This window comes from Planktothrix mougeotii LEGE 06226, from assembly GCF_015207485.1.
In the GTDB taxonomy this organism is placed as follows: domain Bacteria; phylum Cyanobacteriota; class Cyanobacteriia; order Cyanobacteriales; family Microcoleaceae; genus Planktothrix.
On sequence record NZ_JADEWU010000014.1, the window covers coordinates 26,638 to 46,365 of the forward strand.

Below are 19,728 nucleotides of genomic sequence, written 5' to 3' on the forward strand. Positions count from 1 at the left end.
ATCATGAATTCAGCAACGGAACATCCCAGCCAACCGTCAACCCCTGTGGCAGATTGTCCACTTAACGCTATAATCTCTTGATTATTTCTTTATGATCACAGACAGGCCCGACTGCGCCTGGTGAGGAGATGTCAATGAACATACTTGGAATTTCAGCTTATTACCATGACAGCGCTGCGGCGCTCGTCTGTGATGGTAAAATCGTGGCGGCGGCTCAGGAAGAACGGTTTACACGCAAAAAACACGATCCTAGATTTCCAGCCAACGCCATCCGCTATTGTCTTCAGGAAGCAAACATCACCTTTTTTGAAATTGATCAAGTCGTTTTTTACGATAAACCCCTGGTAAAATTTGAGCGACTCCTCGAAACCTACCTCAGCTACTCACCGCGCGGGTTTCGTTCTTTTATTAAAGCCATGCCTGTTTGGTTAAAAGAAAAACTTTACCTAAAATCTGTATTAAAAAAAGAATTATGTGCGATCGCAGGCGCTAAAAAAGCCAAACTTCCCCCCTTATTATTTACAGAACATCATCAATCTCACGCGGCTTCTGCCTTCTTTCCCAGTCCCTTTCAAAAAGCGGCTGTGATGTGTTTAGATGGCGTGGGAGAATGGGCAACAACCTCCGTTTGGTTAGGGGATGGTAATAGTTTAACGCCCGTTTGGGAAATTGATTTTCCCCATTCTTTAGGTTTACTTTATTCCGCTTTTACCTATTATACAGGGTTTAAAGTAAACTCTGGGGAATATAAATTAATGGGATTAGCGCCTTATGGTGAACCCATTTATGTTGATAAAATCCTCACCCATTTAATTGATTTAAAAGACGATGGCACATTCCGATTAAATTTGGAATATTTTAATTATGCCGTTGGTTTAACCATGACCAATACCAAATTTGATCAACTATTTGGTGGCCCCCCTCGCAAACCCGAAACCCCCATTAGTCAACGGGAAATGGACATTGCCGCTTCAATTCAAGTGGTGACGGAAGAAGTGGTATTGCGTTTAACTCGCAGTGTTCAGAAAGAATTAAACGTTGATTACCTTTGTTTAGCTGGGGGTGTAGCCCTTAACTGCGTGGCTAATGGCCGGATTTTGCGGGAAGGCCCGTTTAAAGATATTTGGATTCAACCGGCTGCTGGAGATGCAGGAGGGGCGTTAGGAGCAGCCTTAGCGGTTTGGTATCAATATCATCAGCAACCTCGTAACGTGGAAACGGATCTCGCCCTTGATATTTCGGCTGAAAAACTATTAGAAACTAATGGGGGTTTAAAATCGGCTGTTGTTGCCCTAAAAACCACCCAAAAACGCTTAGATTATATGCAAGGTTCCTATTTGGGGCCGAAATTTAGCGAGGTGGAAATTCAGGAATATTTAGATAACGTCGGAGCCAAATATTTACGATTAGATGATGTTGAATTAATGCCTCGTTTAGCAGAAATTTTAGCCGATGGAAACGTGGTCGGATGGTTCCAAGGACGGATGGAATTTGGGCCGAGGGCGTTAGGCGGGCGTTCAATTATTGGTGATCCGCGCAATCAAAAAATGCAGTCAGTGATGAACTTAAAAATCAAGTATCGAGAATCTTTCCGACCCTTTGCCCCATCGGTGAGGGCGGAACGAGTTTCTGATTATTTTGAATTAGATCGCCCCAGTCCCTATATGTTAATTGTGGCTCCGGTTCAAGAGGATTTAAGAATTCCCATGTCCCCGGAACAGGAACAATTATTTGGGATTGAAAAACTCAATGTTCCTCGTTCAGAAATTCCAGCAATTACCCACGTTGATTATTCTGCACGGGTACAAACCATTCACAAAGAAACCAATCCTCGCTATTACGATTTAATCCATCATTTTGAAAAACGCACGGGCTGTGCTGTGATTGTTAATACCTCTTTTAACGTGCGTGGCGAACCCATTGTGGGCAGTCCAGAAGATGCCTATCGTTGCTTTATGCGAACCGAAATGGATTATCTGGTTTTAGAGAATTTCCTGTTAGCCAAAACTGAACAAACCGCTTGGGAAAAAGATGATTCTTGGCAAAAAGAATTTGAATTAGATTAATTCAGTTATCAGTTATCAGTTATCAGTTATCAGTTTCTAGGTTTTACCTAGAACGACTTTCTGGATGGCTGTGCCATCTGTTATTGAAGAGGCGTGAATGCCTCACTACGGTTTTTCAACATTGAATCAACATTATGACTGATCACGATATTCCTCAACTTGACGCGAAAGGATTACGCGAATTTGGATTAACAACCGGAGCCATTATTATTGGCTTATTTGGTGTTGTTTTGCCTTTATTACTCGGACATTGGCCGCCGCGAACTTGGCCTTGGGTATTAGGAACCATCCTCATCCTTTGGGCATTAATCTCTCCTAAAACCTTAAATCCGGTGTATCACCTGTGGATGAAATTTGGGTTATTCATGGGGGCAATTAACAGTAAGATTATTCTCGGTGTCGTCTTTTACGTTATGATGGCTCCGATGGGATTTATTAAACGCCTATTCGGTTCTGATGCGATGCAGCGTCAATTTAACCCTAATCTCTCAACCTATCGGGTTGCGAGTAAAGTCAGACCTAAAGAAAGTATGGAGCGACCGTTCTAGTGTTTGAAGCAACATTAGATTTTTTAAAAGACATTTGGGCGTTCATGAAAGAACGCAAAAAGTATTGGTTATTGCCTCTAATTATTACACTCGTTTTATTAGGGGCGTTGATTGTTCTCAGTCACGGTTCTGCGATCGCACCCTTTATTTATACCTTGTTTTAAACGATGGGGCAGTGGAAAGCATGGGCAGTAAATCTAGGGCTGGCTTTAAGTAGTTTAGTCCTAGGGATTGCCATCGGAGAAATTGGTTTAAGGTTAGCCAAAATTGAGGGATTAAAAAAACTTCCTGAACCTAGTCATGCAGTTTTTTCTCCCTCCTTTTTTACTCAATCTGATCTTGATCGAGGCTGGTCAAATCGACCCGGAGCAAAAGGATGGTGGCAGTATGAAGGGGAATCCTACGTTGAAATTAATAGCGATGGATTACGGGATCAAGACTATGCGATCGCTAAACCTAAAAATACCTTTCGGATTGCAGTTTTAGGGGATTCTTTTACCTTAGCCTCCCAAGTTCCTGCTAACAGTAACTATACTTCAGTTTTAGAAAAAACCTTGGGAAATTGTGCGAAATTCAAGGGAAAAAATATTGAAGTTCTCAATTTTGGAGTGGATGGCTATGGAACAGCCCAAGAATTAATTACCCTGCGAGAAAAAGTGGGGAAATATAACCCGGATTTAGTAATTGTTTCCTTTTTTATTGGGAATGATGTGATTGATAATTCTCGAAAATTAGAAAACAACTATTATCGGCCGTTTTTTGTTTATAAAAATGGTCAGTTAGAGCCGGATTTTTCCTTCCGCAACTTACCTATGGGCTATAGTAACCGCTATTTAATTACAACGGTTGATCATCTTCCTGATTGGTTAGTCAACCATTCTCGAATTTTACAAGTTGCCAAAAAAGCCGAACTAGAATATCGTAAAAACAATTTAGTTAAACACTCAAATCAGTTAAGTGTAACAACCTTTAGAGAACCTCAAAACTCTGACTGGAAAGAAGCTTGGCAAATTACTGAAGCTCTCCTCAGATTAATGGCTCAGGAAGTCAAAGACAAAGGAGCTAAATTTTTATTAATGGTGATTGCTGATCCAATGCAAGTTCATCAAGATGAAGCCACCCGACATTTTTTTAAAGTCTCTAATAAAATTGATAATTTATATTATCCCAATGAACAATTAAAAAACATTGGAAAACGCAACAATTTTCCTGTCTTAGACCTAGCTCCCGATTTTCAAGCTTATGCTAAACAAAATCAAGTTTGCTTACATGGATTTGAAAAAAATAATACCCTTTGTGGGGGACATTGGAACTTAAAAGGACATCATTTAGCCGCAGAATTAATTACAAATCAATTGTGTAAAACTGATAACGGATTATGAAAGTTTTGAAATCTTTAATTCTCAATACAAGTTTAGTTTTTGGCAGTTTAATCCTAGCTGTTATTTTCGGTGAAATAGCCTTGCGAGTTGCAGGAATTCAATATCCGCCGCCCCTTCCTCCAGACTCAGAAGCCTTAGCTTATACCGTTAAAGATCCCTATCGGGGTTGGTCGCCTCGCCCCAATGCTAAAACCGTTTGGCGGGGAGAAGGAGAAGCGTCAGAATTAAAAATGAATGCCTTTGGAATGCGGGATTATGAACGAACTTTAGAAAAGCCAGCCAATAGTTATCGAGTTGCAATTTTAGGGGATTCTTTTATGGAAGCGTTACAAGTTCCCCTGGAAAAAACCGCCGCCTCGGTAATGCAATCTCAACTGAAAAGTTGTCCTGTTTTAAAAGGCAAAACCGTTGAAGTTTTAAATTTTTCTGTTCAAGGTTATGGCACTGCTCAAGAGTTAATGACATGGCGACATCATGCTCAACAATTTTCGCCAGATTTAGTGATTTTGGGGTTCTATCCGGGTAACGATATTAGAAACAATTATCGTCCCTTAGAGCATGATCATTTACGTCCCTATTTTGTGGAAAAAAATGGTCAACTTGTGGAAGATTTATCGTTTAGAACCTTAAATCCTGCCAGTTTGGAACGAGATTATTATATGTTCTCAAAACTGGATCAATTGCCTTATGAATTAATTGCTAATTCTCGAATTTTACAGCTGATTCGACAAGCCGAGATAGAATCTAAACGTCGTCAATTACAAAAAGATTATGAACAAACCGATATTAATTTTTATAAAGAACCTCCTGATCAAAACTGGCAACAAGCTTGGAAGATTACAGAACAATTAGTCACCTTACTAAAAAATGAAGTCACAGCAAAAGGCAAGGATTTTATGGTGGTAATGGTGAGTGATTCCTTTCAAGTTCAACCTGACCCGAAAAAACGTCAGAAATTTATGGAAGCTCATCAAATTCAGGATATTTTTTATCCTGATAAACGAATTTATGCCCTAGGACAACGAGAAGGATTCCCCGTTTTCCGACTCGCAGAACCCTTACAAAAGCAAGCCGAAAAAACAGGAGTCTGCTTACATGGATTTAAAAATGCTGAAGCCTGTGGCGGACATTGGAACCGGGAAGGAAATCGCCAAGCCGGGGAATTAATCGCAAGTGAAGTCTGTCAACGGCTGATGGGTCAATCCCCAAGCCCTCAAAAATAAAATCAAAAGGAAATTTAAGATTAAATTATTATATAATCAATCTTTATTACCTCAAAAAACACTTAATTTTTTTTAACGTTCTCAGTCTTACCATGAAAAATTTTAAAGTCTCCCCTAAAGTCAAAGAAGGTATAAAAATCGGGTTAATTAACTTAGTTGTTTTATTCGTTTTTTTAGAAATTGGTTCCTTAATTTTTTATTATTTTAAACATCAAAAACTTTATTATACCCGTGACCGTTCAGAGGATATTCAAAATTTAGGAATTAATTTAGAAGGAGTTAGAGTTAACGAATCTGTTGTCGAACGATTACACCCCTATTTTGGATATGTTCAAAAACCAGGCCCGGATTTTAGACCCGGATTTAAGTATAATAATTATGGGTTTATTTCTCCCTACGATTATCCCTACAAAAAAACGAATTCTAATCAAGTGATTGTTGGGGTATTAGGTGGTTCTGTTGCATCTAACTATTCGATTTATGAAATTCAAAATAGAATTTTAGAAACCAAACTCCAAAAATTACCTCAATTTAAAGATAAAGAATTAATTATTATATCCTTAGCGATTGGAGGATATAAACAGCCTCAACAGCTACTTACATTAAATTATATGCTATCTTTGGGGCAAAAATTTGATTTCGTGGTTAATATTGATGGCTTTAATGAAGTTGCCTTAGCGAGTATTAATAATCAACAGAAATTGAGTTTTGCGATGCCCAGCGCATCCCATGTTCAAGCCTTAACAGGTTTAGCCAATAATAGCCTATCTACAAAAGCCCTAGAAGCCTTATTAAGCCTTAAAGATAATAAACCTAAACTCAAAAATGCCTTAGAAACTTTAAAAAATTGTCCCTTAGCTTCCTGTCATGTTGTGATGTCTTTGTATGTTCAGGAATTAGTTAAAGATTATCGTCGGGATGTCGCCCGCTTTGAACGGTATCGTCAGCAACCCTCTGAGGATGGCAGTGCAGAAAGTGTGATTTATTTTTATATGGAAGAGCAGGTTTTACCCGATGCTGAAGTGTTCCAAGACATTACCAATAATTGGGCTGAAACTTCGATTTTAATTCATCAAGTTTTAGCTGCCAATAATATTCCTTATTTTCATATTTTACAACCCAATCAATATTATCCGACAAAACGAGTCTTTAGCGAAGCTGAAAAGAAAATTGCCTTTAGTGAGGATAGTCCTTATAAAGATTCTATCAAAAAAGGATATCCTTTCTTATTAAAAAAAGTGGATGAACTCAAAGCCAATAACGTCCAATTTTTTAATGGGGTATCTATTCTCGATAGTGCTCAAGAACCCGTTTATATTGATAATTGTTGCCATTTTAATAAATCAGGGGAGACAATTTTATCGAATTTTGTTGCTGATTCTCTGTTTAATGTCTTCAAAAATCAGACAACTCCCTAGAAATCGATATTTTTTAATCTTCAATTCGCTCTAAAGCCGCTAATTCAGAGCGACGTTGCTTTAATTCAAACTCTAATTGTTGAATTTCTTGCAATAATTGTTGTCTTCTTTCTTCTCCAGAATTTTGCTGTCGAATAAAATAAGCATCGATTTCGGGCCATAATTGGACTCCCCAATCTTTACTAGCGGTTTTTAACTCATTGAGGACTTCTACACTTCCATCAGGTTCTAAGATAAATAACGTATATAATCGTTCAGTCCCATTCTGTTTTTGTTTTTTCTTTTCACAAAATAAGTATAATCCCGGTTGTTGCGTGGATAATTGATCACATTGATTCACAAAACCGCCAAGAATAGAATAGCCATCGGTGCGACTTTTATCTAAACCTTCGACTAATTTACACCAATTTCCGGTTTTGATTAAAAATCGACTTTGCCAAAATCCAGGCGCATTAAAAAATGCTTCTCTTAAATTGACTAAAATAGCTTGACTCATCATTAAAAACAATTAAGACTGTGAACAGTTTGTTGATAAAAAGTCTCTAAAGCTTGTACACAACTTTTATCGTCATAGAGTTTTTCTATATTCTGTTTAATTTTTTCTCCAATGGCTAATCTCCAGTCTGGATTTAAACCTAACTCAATTGCTATTTTAATATATTCTTCTCGATTTTGGGCAATGGTTTCTGTAATTCCTAATCGCTGTAATAGTCCCGCAGATTGACGACTTCTCATCCATTTCCCCTCACAAGTAACCAGGGGAAGACCACAGGATAAACTATCTAAAGTTGTTAAAAATCCTGTAAATTGGATAGAATCTAAACCTATATCCGCTAGGGTATTTAATTGTAAATAATCTTCTTTATCTAAACGGGGTAAAATAATACAATATTCATCAATGTCTAAACTCGCTTTAGCAAATACTCGTTTTAACCGTTGTCTAAACTTTTCGGTAATGGCAGGATTCCAATGGGCTAAAAACACAAATTGAGCGAATTTAACTTGTTTTGATATCTCTACTAATAAATGATCAAAATCAGGCAAATACTTAAATAAAGATTGACAGGATAAATACAAAACTCCAGCTTGTTTTAATCCAAAATCTAAACGATTTTTGAGGGTTTCCGGTGACAGATGTTGAGAATAATTAATCCCTAAATTAGGTAAACGAATTAACTTTTCTGAATAATGATTTTCAGCATCTTTACGTTCTAATAATTCAGCCGAAATAAAATAGTCAATTGTTGGTAAACCTGTTGTTATCGGATGTCCCCAGGCGGCACATTGAATCGGTGCTAATCGTAACCCTGCGATTTGGGTGAGTTGGGGACACATCCCAATATCTAAAAAAACAATAATATCTAATTCATCTGCTAAAATTTGTTCAACAATTGTCTCTAAATTGCTATTAATATGATAAAATTGATCACTATAAAGATCAAACAAATCTGTAATTTGATCGGCTTCTTCCCCCGTAAAATAACAATAAATCTCAAATTGACTGCGATCGCAATCTCTCAACCAGCCTAAAAATACTAATCCCACAGTATGCCAGGTTAAATGGGGAGAAATATATCCTATTTTTATTTTTTGATCAGACTTCAAAGGCGGTAAAGATAAAGGTTTTGACCATTCAGGATAATTCGCTTTCATCACCTGATAAACCCATTTTCCATACTGTTGTTGTAACGCTAAATCATCATATCCCTGATATTGTAAATAAAAATGAGTTCCCCTGCCAATAGCCGTTAACGCCTGTTGTCTAACCTCTAATTTTTCTAAATCTGTTTCTGCAATTAAGGACGTTAATTCTTGAGTAAACAATTGACGGTATGCTTCAACTTCTTCAAACTGATTATATAAAATCGGAAGTAAAGATTGTTTAGCCAATTTAACAGTAATCTGATGGGGAAATCGAACAATTGCTTGTTGAGCTATTTGCAAAGCGTTCTGAGTCTCTCCTAAATTTTGCCAAGCTGAAATTAAAGCCAAATACAATTCCATCTCATCAGGAAATTGTTGTAAACCTTGTTCATAACTATCAACTGCTTCTTGCCATTGTTCTAACCTTTGGTAACAGTTTCCTAACTTTAAATAAATCTCAACTGTTTCCCCAAAATTCTGTAAAACAGTTTGATAAAATTGAATGGCTGTTTCATACCGATGTTGAGATTCTGCTGCTAACCCAAAATATAAATTAGCGCTCTCTGAATCCTGATGAACCGTTAACACTAATCCCATCTGATATAATAAATCAGAATCATGGGGATGAAGATTTAACCCCGTTTGATAAATGGCGATCGCATTGAGATCTTGATTCTTTCCTAAAAAAAGATTCCCTAATTTTAAATAACCTGTAACTTCATAGGGTTGTCGTTCAATTGCCTTTTGATAACACAATTCAGCCGATGCTAACTCCCCCAATTCCGCCCAAATATCCCCCAATTTTAGACAGCCATCACTGGCATCAGCATCTAACTCAATTCCCGTTTGATAAGCTAGAATTGCTTCTGTAATATTCCCCAGTTTTTCCCAAATTAAACCCAAACGATAATAGTAATAACCTTGAGTTCCATCTAATCTTAAACAACAGTCCAAAGCATCCAACGCAGCATCATATTGATCGAGATCAAAATAAATTCTCGATAACCCATCCCATCCCTCAACTTGATTTTTATCTAATTCTAAAAGCTGCTGATACTTGGCTTCAGCTTCCTGAAGATATCCAGCCTGTTCTAATGCCAACGCCTCAGCATATAAGCGTTGATTCTTAATCGTTAATCCCTGATCCTTCATATCAATAAATAATAGGGTGCGTAAGCCCCTAGCACACGCACCAATCAATAATAGGACTTACGCAAAAACCCGGTTTCTGAACCCAAAATTAAGTTTATAGCTCTTAGCCTTGAGGAGAAACCGGGTTTTTTATCTCCTTGTGCGTAAGTTCTCAATAATTAAGAACGTCTGGGACGGATTTGATTTCCTTGGGGTTGAGGACGAGTCCCCGGTCGGTTCATAAGGGGTCGATTTCCCAGAGGTCGATTTCCCAGAGGTCGGTTCATCTGGGGTCGATTTCCTTGGGGACGCACTCCCGGTCTGTTGGATACCTGAGCTAACTCGTTAGAAGCCAGTTCATCCAAGGTCAGCGCCGCCGTTTGACGAATTTGACGATCACTATTTTGGAGGGCTGCTGTCACCCCCGTAATTCCTGACGCCTGAATATTCCCCAAAGCAAACGCAGCCCTGGCCCGAACCCCCATATCTTGATCATTTAAAGCCTCTTTCAACGCGGGAACCGCCGCAGCCCCCATGCGCTTCAACGCAATAGCCGCCGCCAGTCGCACTTCCTCATCGGAGTCTTTTAAGGCCAGAATTAACGGAGGAATGGCATCCGTCGCCTCTGCACCCACCATTCCTAACCCAAAGGCTGCCCCCTGACGCACGGCAGTATCAGGATGATTTAATGCTACTGTTAACTCCTGAACCGCTTGCTGTAAGCTTTCTGGAGATGCTGTACCAATTTGCTTCAGGGCGACTGCAACATCCATGCGAACCGCAGATACGGGATCTTTCAACGCCGATAGCAACGCCGGAATGGCATCGACTCCCTCACGGCCCATCGCCCCTAATGCAAAGGCGGCACCCCGGCGAATACTCTCCTGGTCGTCGGTTAGAGCTTCCACCAAAATTGGAATAGCCGGAGAACCCAAGGTTTTTAAGGTTTTAATCGCCTCTAAACGGTTTTGTCGGTTAGTATCGGTCAATTTTTGCAATTGATCAATGACTTCCGTTGTGGCTGTGACTTGAGTTTGGGCTTTTCCGGCAAATAATAACATTATTGATAGACATAATAATGCTAATTTTGAGGAACGAAACCCATTAAATTTGGTGTTGGTTTCCATGAAAAAATCCTAGGTTTTTGGATATATATAGCAATCCCAAATAGGTGTAATAATTGACAACTGACCTAAAACAGCCAGAAGTATTATCCCTCTTCCCTCTTCCCCATTCGTAATTCGTAATTCGTAATTCGTAATTCCCTATTCCCTCTTCCCTGCTACAAATTAAAGTCAAAATTGTTACTAAAAACAAAATCTAAATCCAGAGATAATTGAGCAGGTAAGAACCCATCATTAATCACAACACCCAAAATTCGCCCATCTAATAATTCTACGATGATATCATTCAATCCATCGCCATTGAGATCATTGTCTTGGGGTAACAAATCAAACCGATCTCGAAGTAAGGAATTAGGATCAATTGCTGTTCCTATGGGTACTGCAATTTTATCTCCATTTAACACGCTAGTTCCAGCTTCAAATTGTCGAATTTCATCAACATCTCGTACCAGAAAACTCGCTTCACCAGGATCAAAAATCAAGGTATCAAGTCCTAAACCTCCTGTTAAGGTATCAACACCCGCATCCCCATCTACAATATCATTTCCCACATCTCCAAACAGGAGATCATTATTTTCGTCACCATAGAGGGTATCATTGCCTTGACCTCCATAAAGGGAATCCGCATTTAATCCGCCTTCTTGAGTATCATTACCTAAATTTCCGAAGACTAAATCATTATTAGATCCAGCAAAAATTCGATCATTATCTTGACCTCCAAATAAGGTATCAAATCCATTACCTGAAACGATTGTATCATTTCCTTGATTCCCATTCACTAAGAGATTATCGCTCAGATTAATAGCTTGTAAATTATCATTTCCTGCCAATAATAGGATGCCATCTCGATAGGCAGAAACTTGGCCCGAAGATAAGACAATATTATCATCTTGAGGGCTTCCTAATAGTGCAAATAAGCCGGGAACAGTGCTGGGGGTCAGAAAATTAGCCATCGTTAAAACAGTCCTAAATCTTGAATTTTTGAGTGATCTCCGGTGATTTTAACACAGTTAAAAATTATTGGCTAGATTCTCTAGTCATCCTATTTGATGTGTGTTAAAATTTTGATAAAAAAAAGGGTTATTTATGATCCCTTTCTACCCAGAGGAAGAGGCAAAATGATGACAGAGGGTAATATTGAATCGGTCAACTCTTTCTATTTTTATGGGGTTGAGGGTTGACTTGAATACCCAGACAGTACAATTCTAACAATTGTTCCGCCATTGGGTTGAAAAGTTTATCAATCTTTATAATTTTTACCCGAATAATTTCTATTGTTTAAAATTAAATCATAGATCAAGAAGGCTTGCTCACGATAACTCGGGGGAAAAAAATCATAATCAGGATGAGAGTAAATTTTATAATAAAAGTTGAGATCCATTGCTTGATCTTGCTGCATATTCTCATAGGTTTTTTGGTGAAGATGGAGACGAAAATAAGATAAGGTTTCTTCTACAAAGCCGACTTTAAACTGTGCTAATATTCTCCACCATAAATCTAAATCAACTAACTGATTTAATTCCGGGTCAAAACCGGTGATAACTTCAAAGATTGATTTCCGTAATAATACGGTACTGGGTTCCCCAATTTTATTAATCGGATGTTCCCATAAATTGGGATCGTTGAGGAGTTCTATTCCCCATTGAATCAAGTTTAAATTTGACCAACTTTGATGTAAATTAGCAAAATCTTGATACACGGCTATCAAATCTAAATCGATATTATCTTGATTGAGAAAAAACATTTTTCTGGGTGAAAAGACTAATCCAATATCCGGGTCAGTTTCTGCTAAAGTTACCATTTTTTCAATACAATTTGGAAGTAAAATATCATCTTGATACAGAAATTTAATATATTTCCCTTGAGAGTGTTCAATACAAAAATTACTATTTTGGGCAAGTCCGAGAGAATTATGGGTTAAAATAGAAATGGGAATGGTGGTTTGTTTTTGAAAGGATTGAGCGATCGCTACAGTTTGATCGAGAGAATGATCATCAGAAATAATTAATTCAATTGCAGAATAGGTTTGAGATAAAACACTAGAAATTGCTTCAGCAATAAATTGTTCTCCATTATAAGTGGGAATACAAACACTCACTAAACATAATTCTTGAACTTTTAACCTTTGATTTTCTGATTCAAAAAAATCATTTATTTTAAGTTTATATAGTTTTTGATTCAGATAATAAAATTTGTTATAGCTTTGATTATTTTTTAATTTTAATTTAAAATCAAACGCTTCTGTAATTGTTGAACTTTCTTGTAAAACAATCTCTGTTTCCCCAATTGATTTTCTAAAAATCCCTTGAATTTCTGGTTTTTCACCTAGATTTAAATGCTCTAAATTCCATTGATTATTACTATAAACTCCCCAAATTTCTAACTGATTATCTAAAATTTCAATCGCTTCCTGTAACCTTTCAGAGAAAAATACTACCGGATATTGTATCCAAATAATATACTTCCCTTTTGCTTTTGAAATAGCTTGGTTAAAAATAGTTTCTGCTGTCTGGGAAGGTTCAAACCCCAAAAATTGATGACCTTGCAATTCTAAATAATTCCGAATATCTTCTAACTCAAAACTCAATAAATTGCCCTGACCTAAAGTTAAAATAATAATTTCATAATCCACCTCCATCGTGTATTCTAAATCTGTAATAAAATCTAATAAAAAATCCCTCTGTTTCCAGTAGGGAATAATTACCGATAACTGAATTTTTTCTAAATCTAAATTTTTTAACATACAACTTTAGAATAACTGACTAAACACTCAAAGAGAAAATAGTCCCTATTTAATCCAATAAATGGGATAATCAGAACTAACGATTTGTAGCTAAACTCTATCCATGATCCAAACTCCTAAGATTTCTCTACCTTATTTTGATATTCTACTAGAACTTTTCGCCGAGGGCGATACAGATGCACAACAAGTATTTGGTCGTCATGTCCACTGGGGTTACTGGGAAAATCCAGCCAAAGCTGATGGGTCAATTGCAGATTTTGCCGCCGCAGCAGAACAATTATCCCAACAAGTTTATGCAGCCGCTCAAGTCAAAGATGGCTATCGTGTACTGGATGCAGGATGTGGTTTTGGCGGCACAATTGCTAGTTTGAATGAGAACTTTAATCAGATGCAGCTAGTCGGTTTAAATATTGATGCTCGACAATTAGAAAGAGCCAGACAAGAAGTTCAACCCCGTGAGAATAACCAGATTGAATTCGTCGAAGGAGATGCTTGTCACCTTCCATTTCCAGACGCATCTTTTGATGTCGTTTTAGCTGTGGAATGTATTTTTCATTTTCCCAGTCGGGAAGCCTTTTTTAAGGAAGTTAAGCGCGTACTTCGTCCCCATGGGCGGTTAGCAATTTCTGATTTTGTACCCAACGCAATCTTTTATCATTGGTACAAATTTTTACGCACTATAGATAATTCTTCTATCCGTTCAACTTACGGAAAAGTAGATAGTGAATTGACCATCAGTGATTATCAAAAACTAGCAAAAGCAACGGGATTTAACTTGAGTTTGAAAGAAGATATTACCCGAAATACACTGCCAACCTACCCAATCGTTCGCCGTTTTTTTGAGCAAGTCGGGAAACAGGACTCTGCCAATATCACAGCGAGTATAGAACTGGTAAGTCGCTTAAATTTGTTACGTTATTGGGTATTGGGTTTTGAGTTGATTTGAAATTTAAAAATCATCATTCATATCTCTAATTTGGGGATAGGGGGTGCTGCGTCTGTAGGGCGCACGCACCCGACCCTAAAACTCTAATTATCGCAATTTTGCGGGAGTTGCATAGGGGCCTGTTTTCAACGCTGTCGCCAAGGCATTATTATTTTGTCTGAGGGCTTCATAAAAGAAAAATACCTCTCCCTTTACCCCTTTAAATCGATTGTAATCAATTGCTTTTAATAAGTCATCGGTCGTAATACAATAGGAACCAATTTTTGCTAAAATTCCTGGAGAAAGTTTAGGGAGTTGCCAATCTCTAAACTGAACATCCACCAATTGATCCACTAACCCTTTATAACTCCAAAAATTGCGTCGATATAATTGAGGATGAATCCAATCGACTAAATCTTGATCAATCCAGGCAATATAATCTTGTAAATATTCATCTAAACCCCATTTATAAATACTCGGAGCCATTGAAATTAATAAATGCGGTTTAATCGCTTTCACGTCTCGACGTAAACGCACTAAAAAATTCGTTAAAATATTAGCTCGCCATTGTACCCATTGGGGATCTTTATGATAGGTTGGAGGTTGACGGCCAAATTCTGCCCGATAACGAGCCAACGTTTTTGGATCATAGCCTCCTTCAGACGGCATGGCGGGCATCCGGTCATCTCCTTGAATGCCATCAATATCATATTTTCTAACAACTTCTAAAACCAAACTGAGAACAAAATCCTGCACTTCTGGGTCAAAAGCATTCATCCACTCAAAGCCATTTTTAACAACTAATCCTCCCGTAGAATTAATACCTGACCAACTCGGTTTTTGAGCGAGAATTCTACCGCCATTTTGTTGATAAGAACTAGCAAATCCAAATTCAAACCAAGGAATGACGTTTAACCCCACTCGATGAGCTTCCTCAATCACCTCTTGCAGGGGGTCACGTCCCTTAACATAAAAATCGATTTCTACACCAAAGGCTTGAGCCATGACTTGACTGCGATACAACGTCACGCCTTTATTCCAAACCACTGGAAATACAACATTAAAGCCCGTTTCCGCCAAAAACTCCATCGCTTCTGCAATGGTCTGTCGAGAAAACATGACTCGACTATCGGTATTCGTTAACCAGACACCACGAACTTCCATAGAATCTCCTACATAATCGCACTTTATCTTAATAGTCAGGTTTTTCGGGATACTGATTGAGTAATCAGCACTTTTAACCTGCCTCAGAGCTAACAGAATTGAAAAAACCTACCTTGCCTAGTTAAGTTTTCAGCTATTATGTTTAACTAAGAGGCAATTTTAACGGATCGAGGTGAAAAGATAAGTTTTCCCAAATCCTAGCCCAGATGAACCCCCTAGCACAGGTCAAGACGGCAATTATGCCTAGCTTGTCAGCGATTAGGAAGAACGGGTTGTTAGGGTTTGAGGATTCAAACTGCTTTTATGAATATCCCAAATCAACAGCGATGGAGGAATCTCTTTCGGGGTAGACATCTAGCCCGTTATACTCGTCTGAAATCTACATTAGACTCAAGCTTCGTCAATTTATCGAGTTTTAGCTTATCCCTAAAACATCCGGGTCAACCCGTCGCTACGACTGCTCTACATTTTCGCTCTTGTGTTGTTTTTGAAAGTTTGGGGAATGTTCCACTTCAGCCACAGGATTATTTTCAGAAATTTTGTTCAGCAATTGTTTGGAGATTAATTGAACAATACACTCGGATTGCAGGTGATACGAGTTAAGCTGAACTCACTCTATGATCAGTTGTTCACCTGGATAAAGCCGAGGAGCAAAGCCCGATACAGTTAGATTCCGATCAAGAATTTATACTCAAGATCATTCGGGCTAAGTGATCCATAATAACCGACCAAAAACCTTTGGTTTTTTCTAACATCTCAACGTCTATTTTGCATTGTTTTCCGTTGCCATGAACTGCACTAAAAGCGATTCAGGGTCAATTTCCACTATTAACACATTAAACTAAATCGTTCATTTTTTATGAAGGCCAGTGAAATTATCGATGCCCATAAGTTGTTAACGCGATATGCTACAGGAGAAAGGAATTTTAGTTCTGCTAATCTCATAGCGGCAAGCCTAAAAGACGTTAAGCTCAATCGCATTAACCTCAGTAATGCTACGTTACAAGGCGCTAATTTATCTCGCGCTCGATTGATTGGAGCGAACCTGAATGGCGCTGATTTGAGTCAAGTTAACCTCTCAATGGCCGTTTTAGTTGAAGCGAATCTCAGTGGTGCTAGTCTGACCGATACCATTTTACGCCATGCTGACTTAAGTGGTGTTTTATTGAGTGGGGCAATTTTATCTCATAGTGATTTGACGGGCGCTAATCTGACCTCTGCCAGTTTAATTTCAGCTTGTCTGCTCAACGGTTGTAAACTAACCGACGCGATTTTGGTGGGGGCAACCCTGAGCCGAGCTATTTTAAGTGGTGCTGATTTAAGTGGGGCCAATTTAACCCGAACAATTTTAAGTGAAGTCGATCTCAGTGGTGCGAATTTAACGGGAGCTAAATTTGTGCGATCGCATCTTAACCGAGCGAACCTCAGTGGTGCTAATCTGGTGAATGCGGATTTCAGCGAAGCCAGTTTGCGAGACGCTAATCTGGGTGTTGCTAATTTAACGGGGGTTAACTTACAAGGGGCTGATTTAAGTGGCGCGAACTTAAACGGAGCCAACCTCAATGGAAGCCATCTCCAGGATGCGAATCTCCAAAATACAAATTTAAACGGTTTGAGCTTACATAATGCTGATTTGAGACACGCCGACTTGACTCAAGCCAATTTACGCGGCGCTAATCTCAGTGGGGCAAACTTAGAAGGGGCGACCCTTTTAGAAGCCGACTTGCGGGGTGCAAACCTCAGTCATGCCAACCTGACCGGGGCTGGACTCCTGTTGACCTCTCTCAAGGGCGCTAATTTAACCGGGGCTAACCTCTGTGAAGCTAACCTCATCGGTGCGAGTCTGAGTATTGTTAATCTGAATGAAGCCACTTTGGAAGGAGCGATTCTTCCTAATGGAGCCACCTCTTCTTAAGGATTAAATTTTTGCACAAATTCTCAAAATGTATGATATGATGGTCAAGTTTGAGACACTATAGGGTGGAGGTAAAACCACACAGAATGAAACAATTGGGAACTCATCTGGTCGTTGACGCTTGGCAGTGTCCCGCAGAACTTCTGAACGATCCTGAACGCATCCGCCGCGCGATGCTTGATGCAATTTCTGCTGGAGGGGCTACCCTTATCGACTTATGTGTACACCAGTTTAGTCCTCACGGAGTAACTGCAACAGCAACCTTAGCTGAATCTCACATTGCTATACACACTTGGCCAGAACTGGGATATTTCGCGGCTGACTTGTTCTTTTGTGGAAAAGGAAATCCTCAGCGAGCCATTAAATTTCTAGAAACCGCGCTTCAAGCCAAACAGGTAAGATTCCGGGAATTTAAACGCGGTTATGAACCCGAAGACACTGAAATTCCAGATTCAGTTAGTGAAGAATCCTTAGCAACTTTAGTTGAGACTGGAACTCGCGGTTAAAACCCGTCTATCGGTCATCGGAATGAAATCAAGATAGGTTTTGTTCTTCGTCCTTTCGTTAGTTTTGGCATCTCCTCAAAATTGAGTTGAAGAATCCTTAAACTTAACAAAGAAGTAACATTTCCTGTCTTCAACCTTCGTTACAGTCACACAGTGAAGTGACTCATTCTTTGAAAGTTGCATCAACATTCACAACTTCAAACTCAATCTTGGCGGAGGGTTTTCCTTCCGCCATTGTTTGTTGAAATGAACATTCATAGAAAAAAGCATGGGAGTGTGGAAACGAGCGCGTCTTCAGACAACAGAGGAAACACGATGCAGGGGAAGTTATGCCCCTAGATATATTGAATTATGTTAACATGAAGAAGCTGTGCGAGACGTTCCTGTCAAATAGACTCTTAAGCCGTGTGCGGTGAAAGTCGCTCTTCACGGTTCTGAATGGGAGTTGGGGGTTGCAAAGCCCCCCTCGACCCCTAATATATACTCTACTCTAGTTTGAGTGTTTCAACCCTGTTGAGTTAATATGAGACGTAGAACCAAAATGGCACCTGCTAAACCTTCACTCTTTAATTACACAGCTTTAGCAGTGATTGGCGGGGTACTGATTCTGGGAATTGGGATTGGGATTGCAATTAGTTCCACAACCACCTTAACCCCAGAAAACGTCGCCTCCAGTCAATTTATTGACCGCAATGCACCGAGTACCGAAACCTGTATTAAATTTGGTGCAAGTGCGATGGTAACGGATCTGCGTGTCTTTGTCACCCTTAACCCCTTCAATGTTTATGTAACACAACCGAAACTCCAACCCGGATGTGTTCTCCGCACGAGTAACTGGGCGATTTTAAAACAACGGAATCTCCTGAATAATCAGCAAGAGCGAGATTGTAAACAACGGATGAATACCTTTGGATTTACCGGAGAATTAGAAAATAATCCCACGATTAACTGTATTTATCAAAATGATAGTGCAGCTAACCTGTTTATTAATCAACCTGGGGCTGTTCCCGCACCTAGCCGACCAGAAACAGAACGATTTTAAGCAGTATTGGCTTTCTAACAGGTTTTAAGATCAAATCCATTTTAGAGACGCGCTAATAGCTTTTTGGTAGATATAGGCGCGTCTTTGCATTATGTTATTATTTTCTTTTCCATAGCCAAATATTATATGAAATCCTGAAATTGATACTACAGATAATCGTCTAAATCCCCTGTAGAGACGCGCCATGGCGCGTCTCTACAGGGGACAGATGCGTAGCAAACATTTAAAGATTTCATATTAGATTAACGTAAGTTAAGATAAACGAGCTAATACTTCTCCTGCGGATAAAATAGCAATTGGGGAGTTAACAAATCCTTGTAAATCACGAGTAACAATGGCATCCAAGTTTTCATTCAGTGCACAAGCGAGTTGAACTGCATCTTCAAGATCACTAATATTAGACGTTAAGGCAATTTCTATTATTTTTCGATCAACAGTACAAACCTCTAAGAGCCTCAACAGTTCAGATAATGCTTGTTTAACTAAAGCACTCCCTTGTTTTTTTCGGCTAATATAGAAAATATCGGTGCAGGTTGTTGCCGTCATATAACCTTGAATCTGCTTAAGTTCAATCCCATTAATTAAACGGTTGGCTTCATCAGCAAAAGGTTCTCGCTCCAGTAAATGATCAAGAATAATATTAGTATCTAGCAGCACTCTCATTTTAAATATTTCTCCGTCAAGTATTCTTCTTTTAGCGTTTCTCCCTCAATATCATTAGGTGGAGCTATATCTGTTTTTAAAATTCCCCGCAGACGTTCTGTAATTCCAGAGGGAACATCAGGACGAGGACGCAATTCTTGAGACAGTGAATGAATAATAGACTCTACCAATAATAACCGTTCATGAACGGGAAGTTGATAAGCGGCATTTTTTAATTCTTGTAAATTCATGGTT

General features: G+C 38.8%; 19 protein-coding genes. 11 read left to right on the forward strand and 8 right to left on the reverse strand.

Annotated features, from left to right (window positions below):
- Positions 1 to 134 precede the first annotated feature (134 nt).
- The 6 genes from IQ236_RS08490 (at position 135) to IQ236_RS08515 (ending at position 6,637) form a co-directional block, all read left to right on the forward strand.
- Entirely contained in the window at positions 135 to 2,066 is a 1,932-nt protein-coding gene (locus IQ236_RS08490; protein WP_193868861.1) for a carbamoyltransferase family protein, read from the forward strand.
- Between the two features lie 134 nt (positions 2,067 to 2,200).
- Positions 2,201 to 2,614, forward strand: a complete 414-nt coding sequence (locus tag IQ236_RS08495; RefSeq protein WP_190522373.1) for an SxtJ family membrane protein — start codon at positions 2,201 to 2,203, stop codon at positions 2,612 to 2,614.
- Positions 2,614 to 2,778, forward strand: coding sequence for a DUF5989 family protein (locus IQ236_RS08500; protein ID WP_190522375.1), 165 nt, complete (start codon positions 2,614 to 2,616; stop codon positions 2,776 to 2,778). Before IQ236_RS08495 ends, IQ236_RS08500 begins: the two co-directional genes overlap by 1 nt.
- 3 nt (positions 2,779 to 2,781) lie before the next feature.
- Positions 2,782 to 3,996, forward strand: a complete 1,215-nt coding sequence (locus IQ236_RS08505; protein WP_193868862.1) for an SGNH/GDSL hydrolase family protein — start codon at positions 2,782 to 2,784, stop codon at positions 3,994 to 3,996.
- Positions 3,993 to 5,219, forward strand: coding sequence for an SGNH/GDSL hydrolase family protein (locus IQ236_RS08510; RefSeq protein ID WP_193868863.1), 1,227 nt, complete (start codon positions 3,993 to 3,995; stop codon positions 5,217 to 5,219). Before IQ236_RS08505 ends, IQ236_RS08510 begins: the two co-directional genes overlap by 4 nt.
- A 92-nt stretch (positions 5,220 to 5,311) precedes the next feature.
- Positions 5,312 to 6,637, forward strand: coding sequence for a hypothetical protein (locus tag IQ236_RS08515; RefSeq protein WP_193868864.1), 1,326 nt, complete (start codon positions 5,312 to 5,314; stop codon positions 6,635 to 6,637).
- A gap of 13 nt (positions 6,638 to 6,650) precedes the next feature.
- Here IQ236_RS08515 and IQ236_RS08520 read toward each other — a convergent pair whose 3' ends face one another.
- The 5 genes from IQ236_RS08520 to IQ236_RS08540 all read right to left on the reverse strand — a co-directional run bounded on the left by IQ236_RS08520 (position 6,651) and on the right by IQ236_RS08540 (position 13,279).
- Positions 6,651 to 7,133 carry a hypothetical protein gene (locus IQ236_RS08520; RefSeq protein ID WP_193868914.1) on the reverse strand — a complete coding sequence of 161 codons (483 nt, stop codon included), beginning with the start codon at positions 7,131 to 7,133 and terminating at the stop codon, positions 6,651 to 6,653.
- A gap of 2 nt (positions 7,134 to 7,135) precedes the next feature.
- The gene (locus IQ236_RS08525; protein WP_193868865.1) at positions 7,136 to 9,433 is read right to left on the reverse strand and encodes a tetratricopeptide repeat protein; all 2,298 of its coding nucleotides are present in this window, start codon (positions 9,431 to 9,433) and stop codon (positions 7,136 to 7,138) included.
- A 158-nt stretch (positions 9,434 to 9,591) separates the two neighbouring features.
- Positions 9,592 to 10,539: a HEAT repeat domain-containing protein gene (locus tag IQ236_RS08530; protein ID WP_228041497.1), complete on the reverse strand. Its 948-nt coding sequence runs from the start codon at positions 10,537 to 10,539 to the stop codon at positions 9,592 to 9,594.
- A 155-nt stretch (positions 10,540 to 10,694) separates the two neighbouring features.
- The gene (locus IQ236_RS08535; RefSeq protein ID WP_193868866.1) at positions 10,695 to 11,489 is read right to left on the reverse strand and encodes a calcium-binding protein; all 795 of its coding nucleotides are present in this window, start codon (positions 11,487 to 11,489) and stop codon (positions 10,695 to 10,697) included.
- 287 nt (positions 11,490 to 11,776) lie between these two features.
- Positions 11,777 to 13,279 (reverse strand): glycosyltransferase family 2 protein, encoded by a 1,503-nt coding sequence (locus IQ236_RS08540; protein WP_228041498.1) that lies wholly within the window; start codon positions 13,277 to 13,279, stop codon positions 11,777 to 11,779.
- A 103-nt stretch (positions 13,280 to 13,382) separates the two neighbouring features.
- On the opposite strand from IQ236_RS08540, the gene IQ236_RS08545 reads away from it, so the two are divergent.
- Positions 13,383 to 14,225 (forward strand): class I SAM-dependent methyltransferase, encoded by an 843-nt coding sequence (locus IQ236_RS08545; protein ID WP_193868867.1) that lies wholly within the window; start codon positions 13,383 to 13,385, stop codon positions 14,223 to 14,225.
- Between the two features lie 87 nt (positions 14,226 to 14,312).
- On the opposite strand, the gene IQ236_RS08550 is transcribed toward IQ236_RS08545, so the two are convergent.
- Positions 14,313 to 15,368, reverse strand: coding sequence for a glycoside hydrolase family 10 protein (locus IQ236_RS08550; protein WP_193868868.1), 1,056 nt, complete (start codon positions 15,366 to 15,368; stop codon positions 14,313 to 14,315).
- Positions 15,369 to 15,671: 303 nt separating this feature from the next.
- Here IQ236_RS08550 and IQ236_RS08555 point away from each other — a divergent pair, with 303 nt between their 5' ends.
- The 4 genes from IQ236_RS08555 (at position 15,672) to IQ236_RS08570 (ending at position 18,831) form a co-directional block, all read left to right on the forward strand.
- Positions 15,672 to 15,971 carry a hypothetical protein gene (locus tag IQ236_RS08555; protein WP_190522394.1) on the forward strand — a complete coding sequence of 100 codons (300 nt, stop codon included), beginning with the start codon at positions 15,672 to 15,674 and terminating at the stop codon, positions 15,969 to 15,971.
- 256 nt (positions 15,972 to 16,227) lie between these two features.
- The gene (locus tag IQ236_RS08560) at positions 16,228 to 17,283 is read left to right on the forward strand and encodes a pentapeptide repeat-containing protein (RefSeq protein WP_193868869.1); all 1,056 of its coding nucleotides are present in this window, start codon (positions 16,228 to 16,230) and stop codon (positions 17,281 to 17,283) included.
- Positions 17,284 to 17,369: 86 nt separating this feature from the next.
- Positions 17,370 to 17,789, forward strand: coding sequence for an adenosylmethionine decarboxylase (gene speD / locus IQ236_RS08565; RefSeq protein ID WP_193868870.1), 420 nt, complete (start codon positions 17,370 to 17,372; stop codon positions 17,787 to 17,789).
- Positions 17,790 to 18,312: 523 nt separating this feature from the next.
- The gene (locus IQ236_RS08570) at positions 18,313 to 18,831 is read left to right on the forward strand and encodes a DUF3172 domain-containing protein (RefSeq protein ID WP_190522399.1); all 519 of its coding nucleotides are present in this window, start codon (positions 18,313 to 18,315) and stop codon (positions 18,829 to 18,831) included.
- Positions 18,832 to 19,083: 252 nt separating this feature from the next.
- Here IQ236_RS08570 and IQ236_RS08575 read toward each other — a convergent pair whose 3' ends face one another.
- Positions 19,084 to 19,494, reverse strand: a complete 411-nt coding sequence (locus IQ236_RS08575) for a PIN domain-containing protein (protein WP_193868871.1) — start codon at positions 19,492 to 19,494, stop codon at positions 19,084 to 19,086.
- Positions 19,491 to 19,724 (reverse strand): hypothetical protein, encoded by a 234-nt coding sequence (locus tag IQ236_RS08580; RefSeq protein ID WP_193868872.1) that lies wholly within the window; start codon positions 19,722 to 19,724, stop codon positions 19,491 to 19,493. Before IQ236_RS08580 ends, IQ236_RS08575 begins: the two co-directional genes overlap by 4 nt.
- Between the last annotated feature and the right edge of the window lie 4 nt (positions 19,725 to 19,728).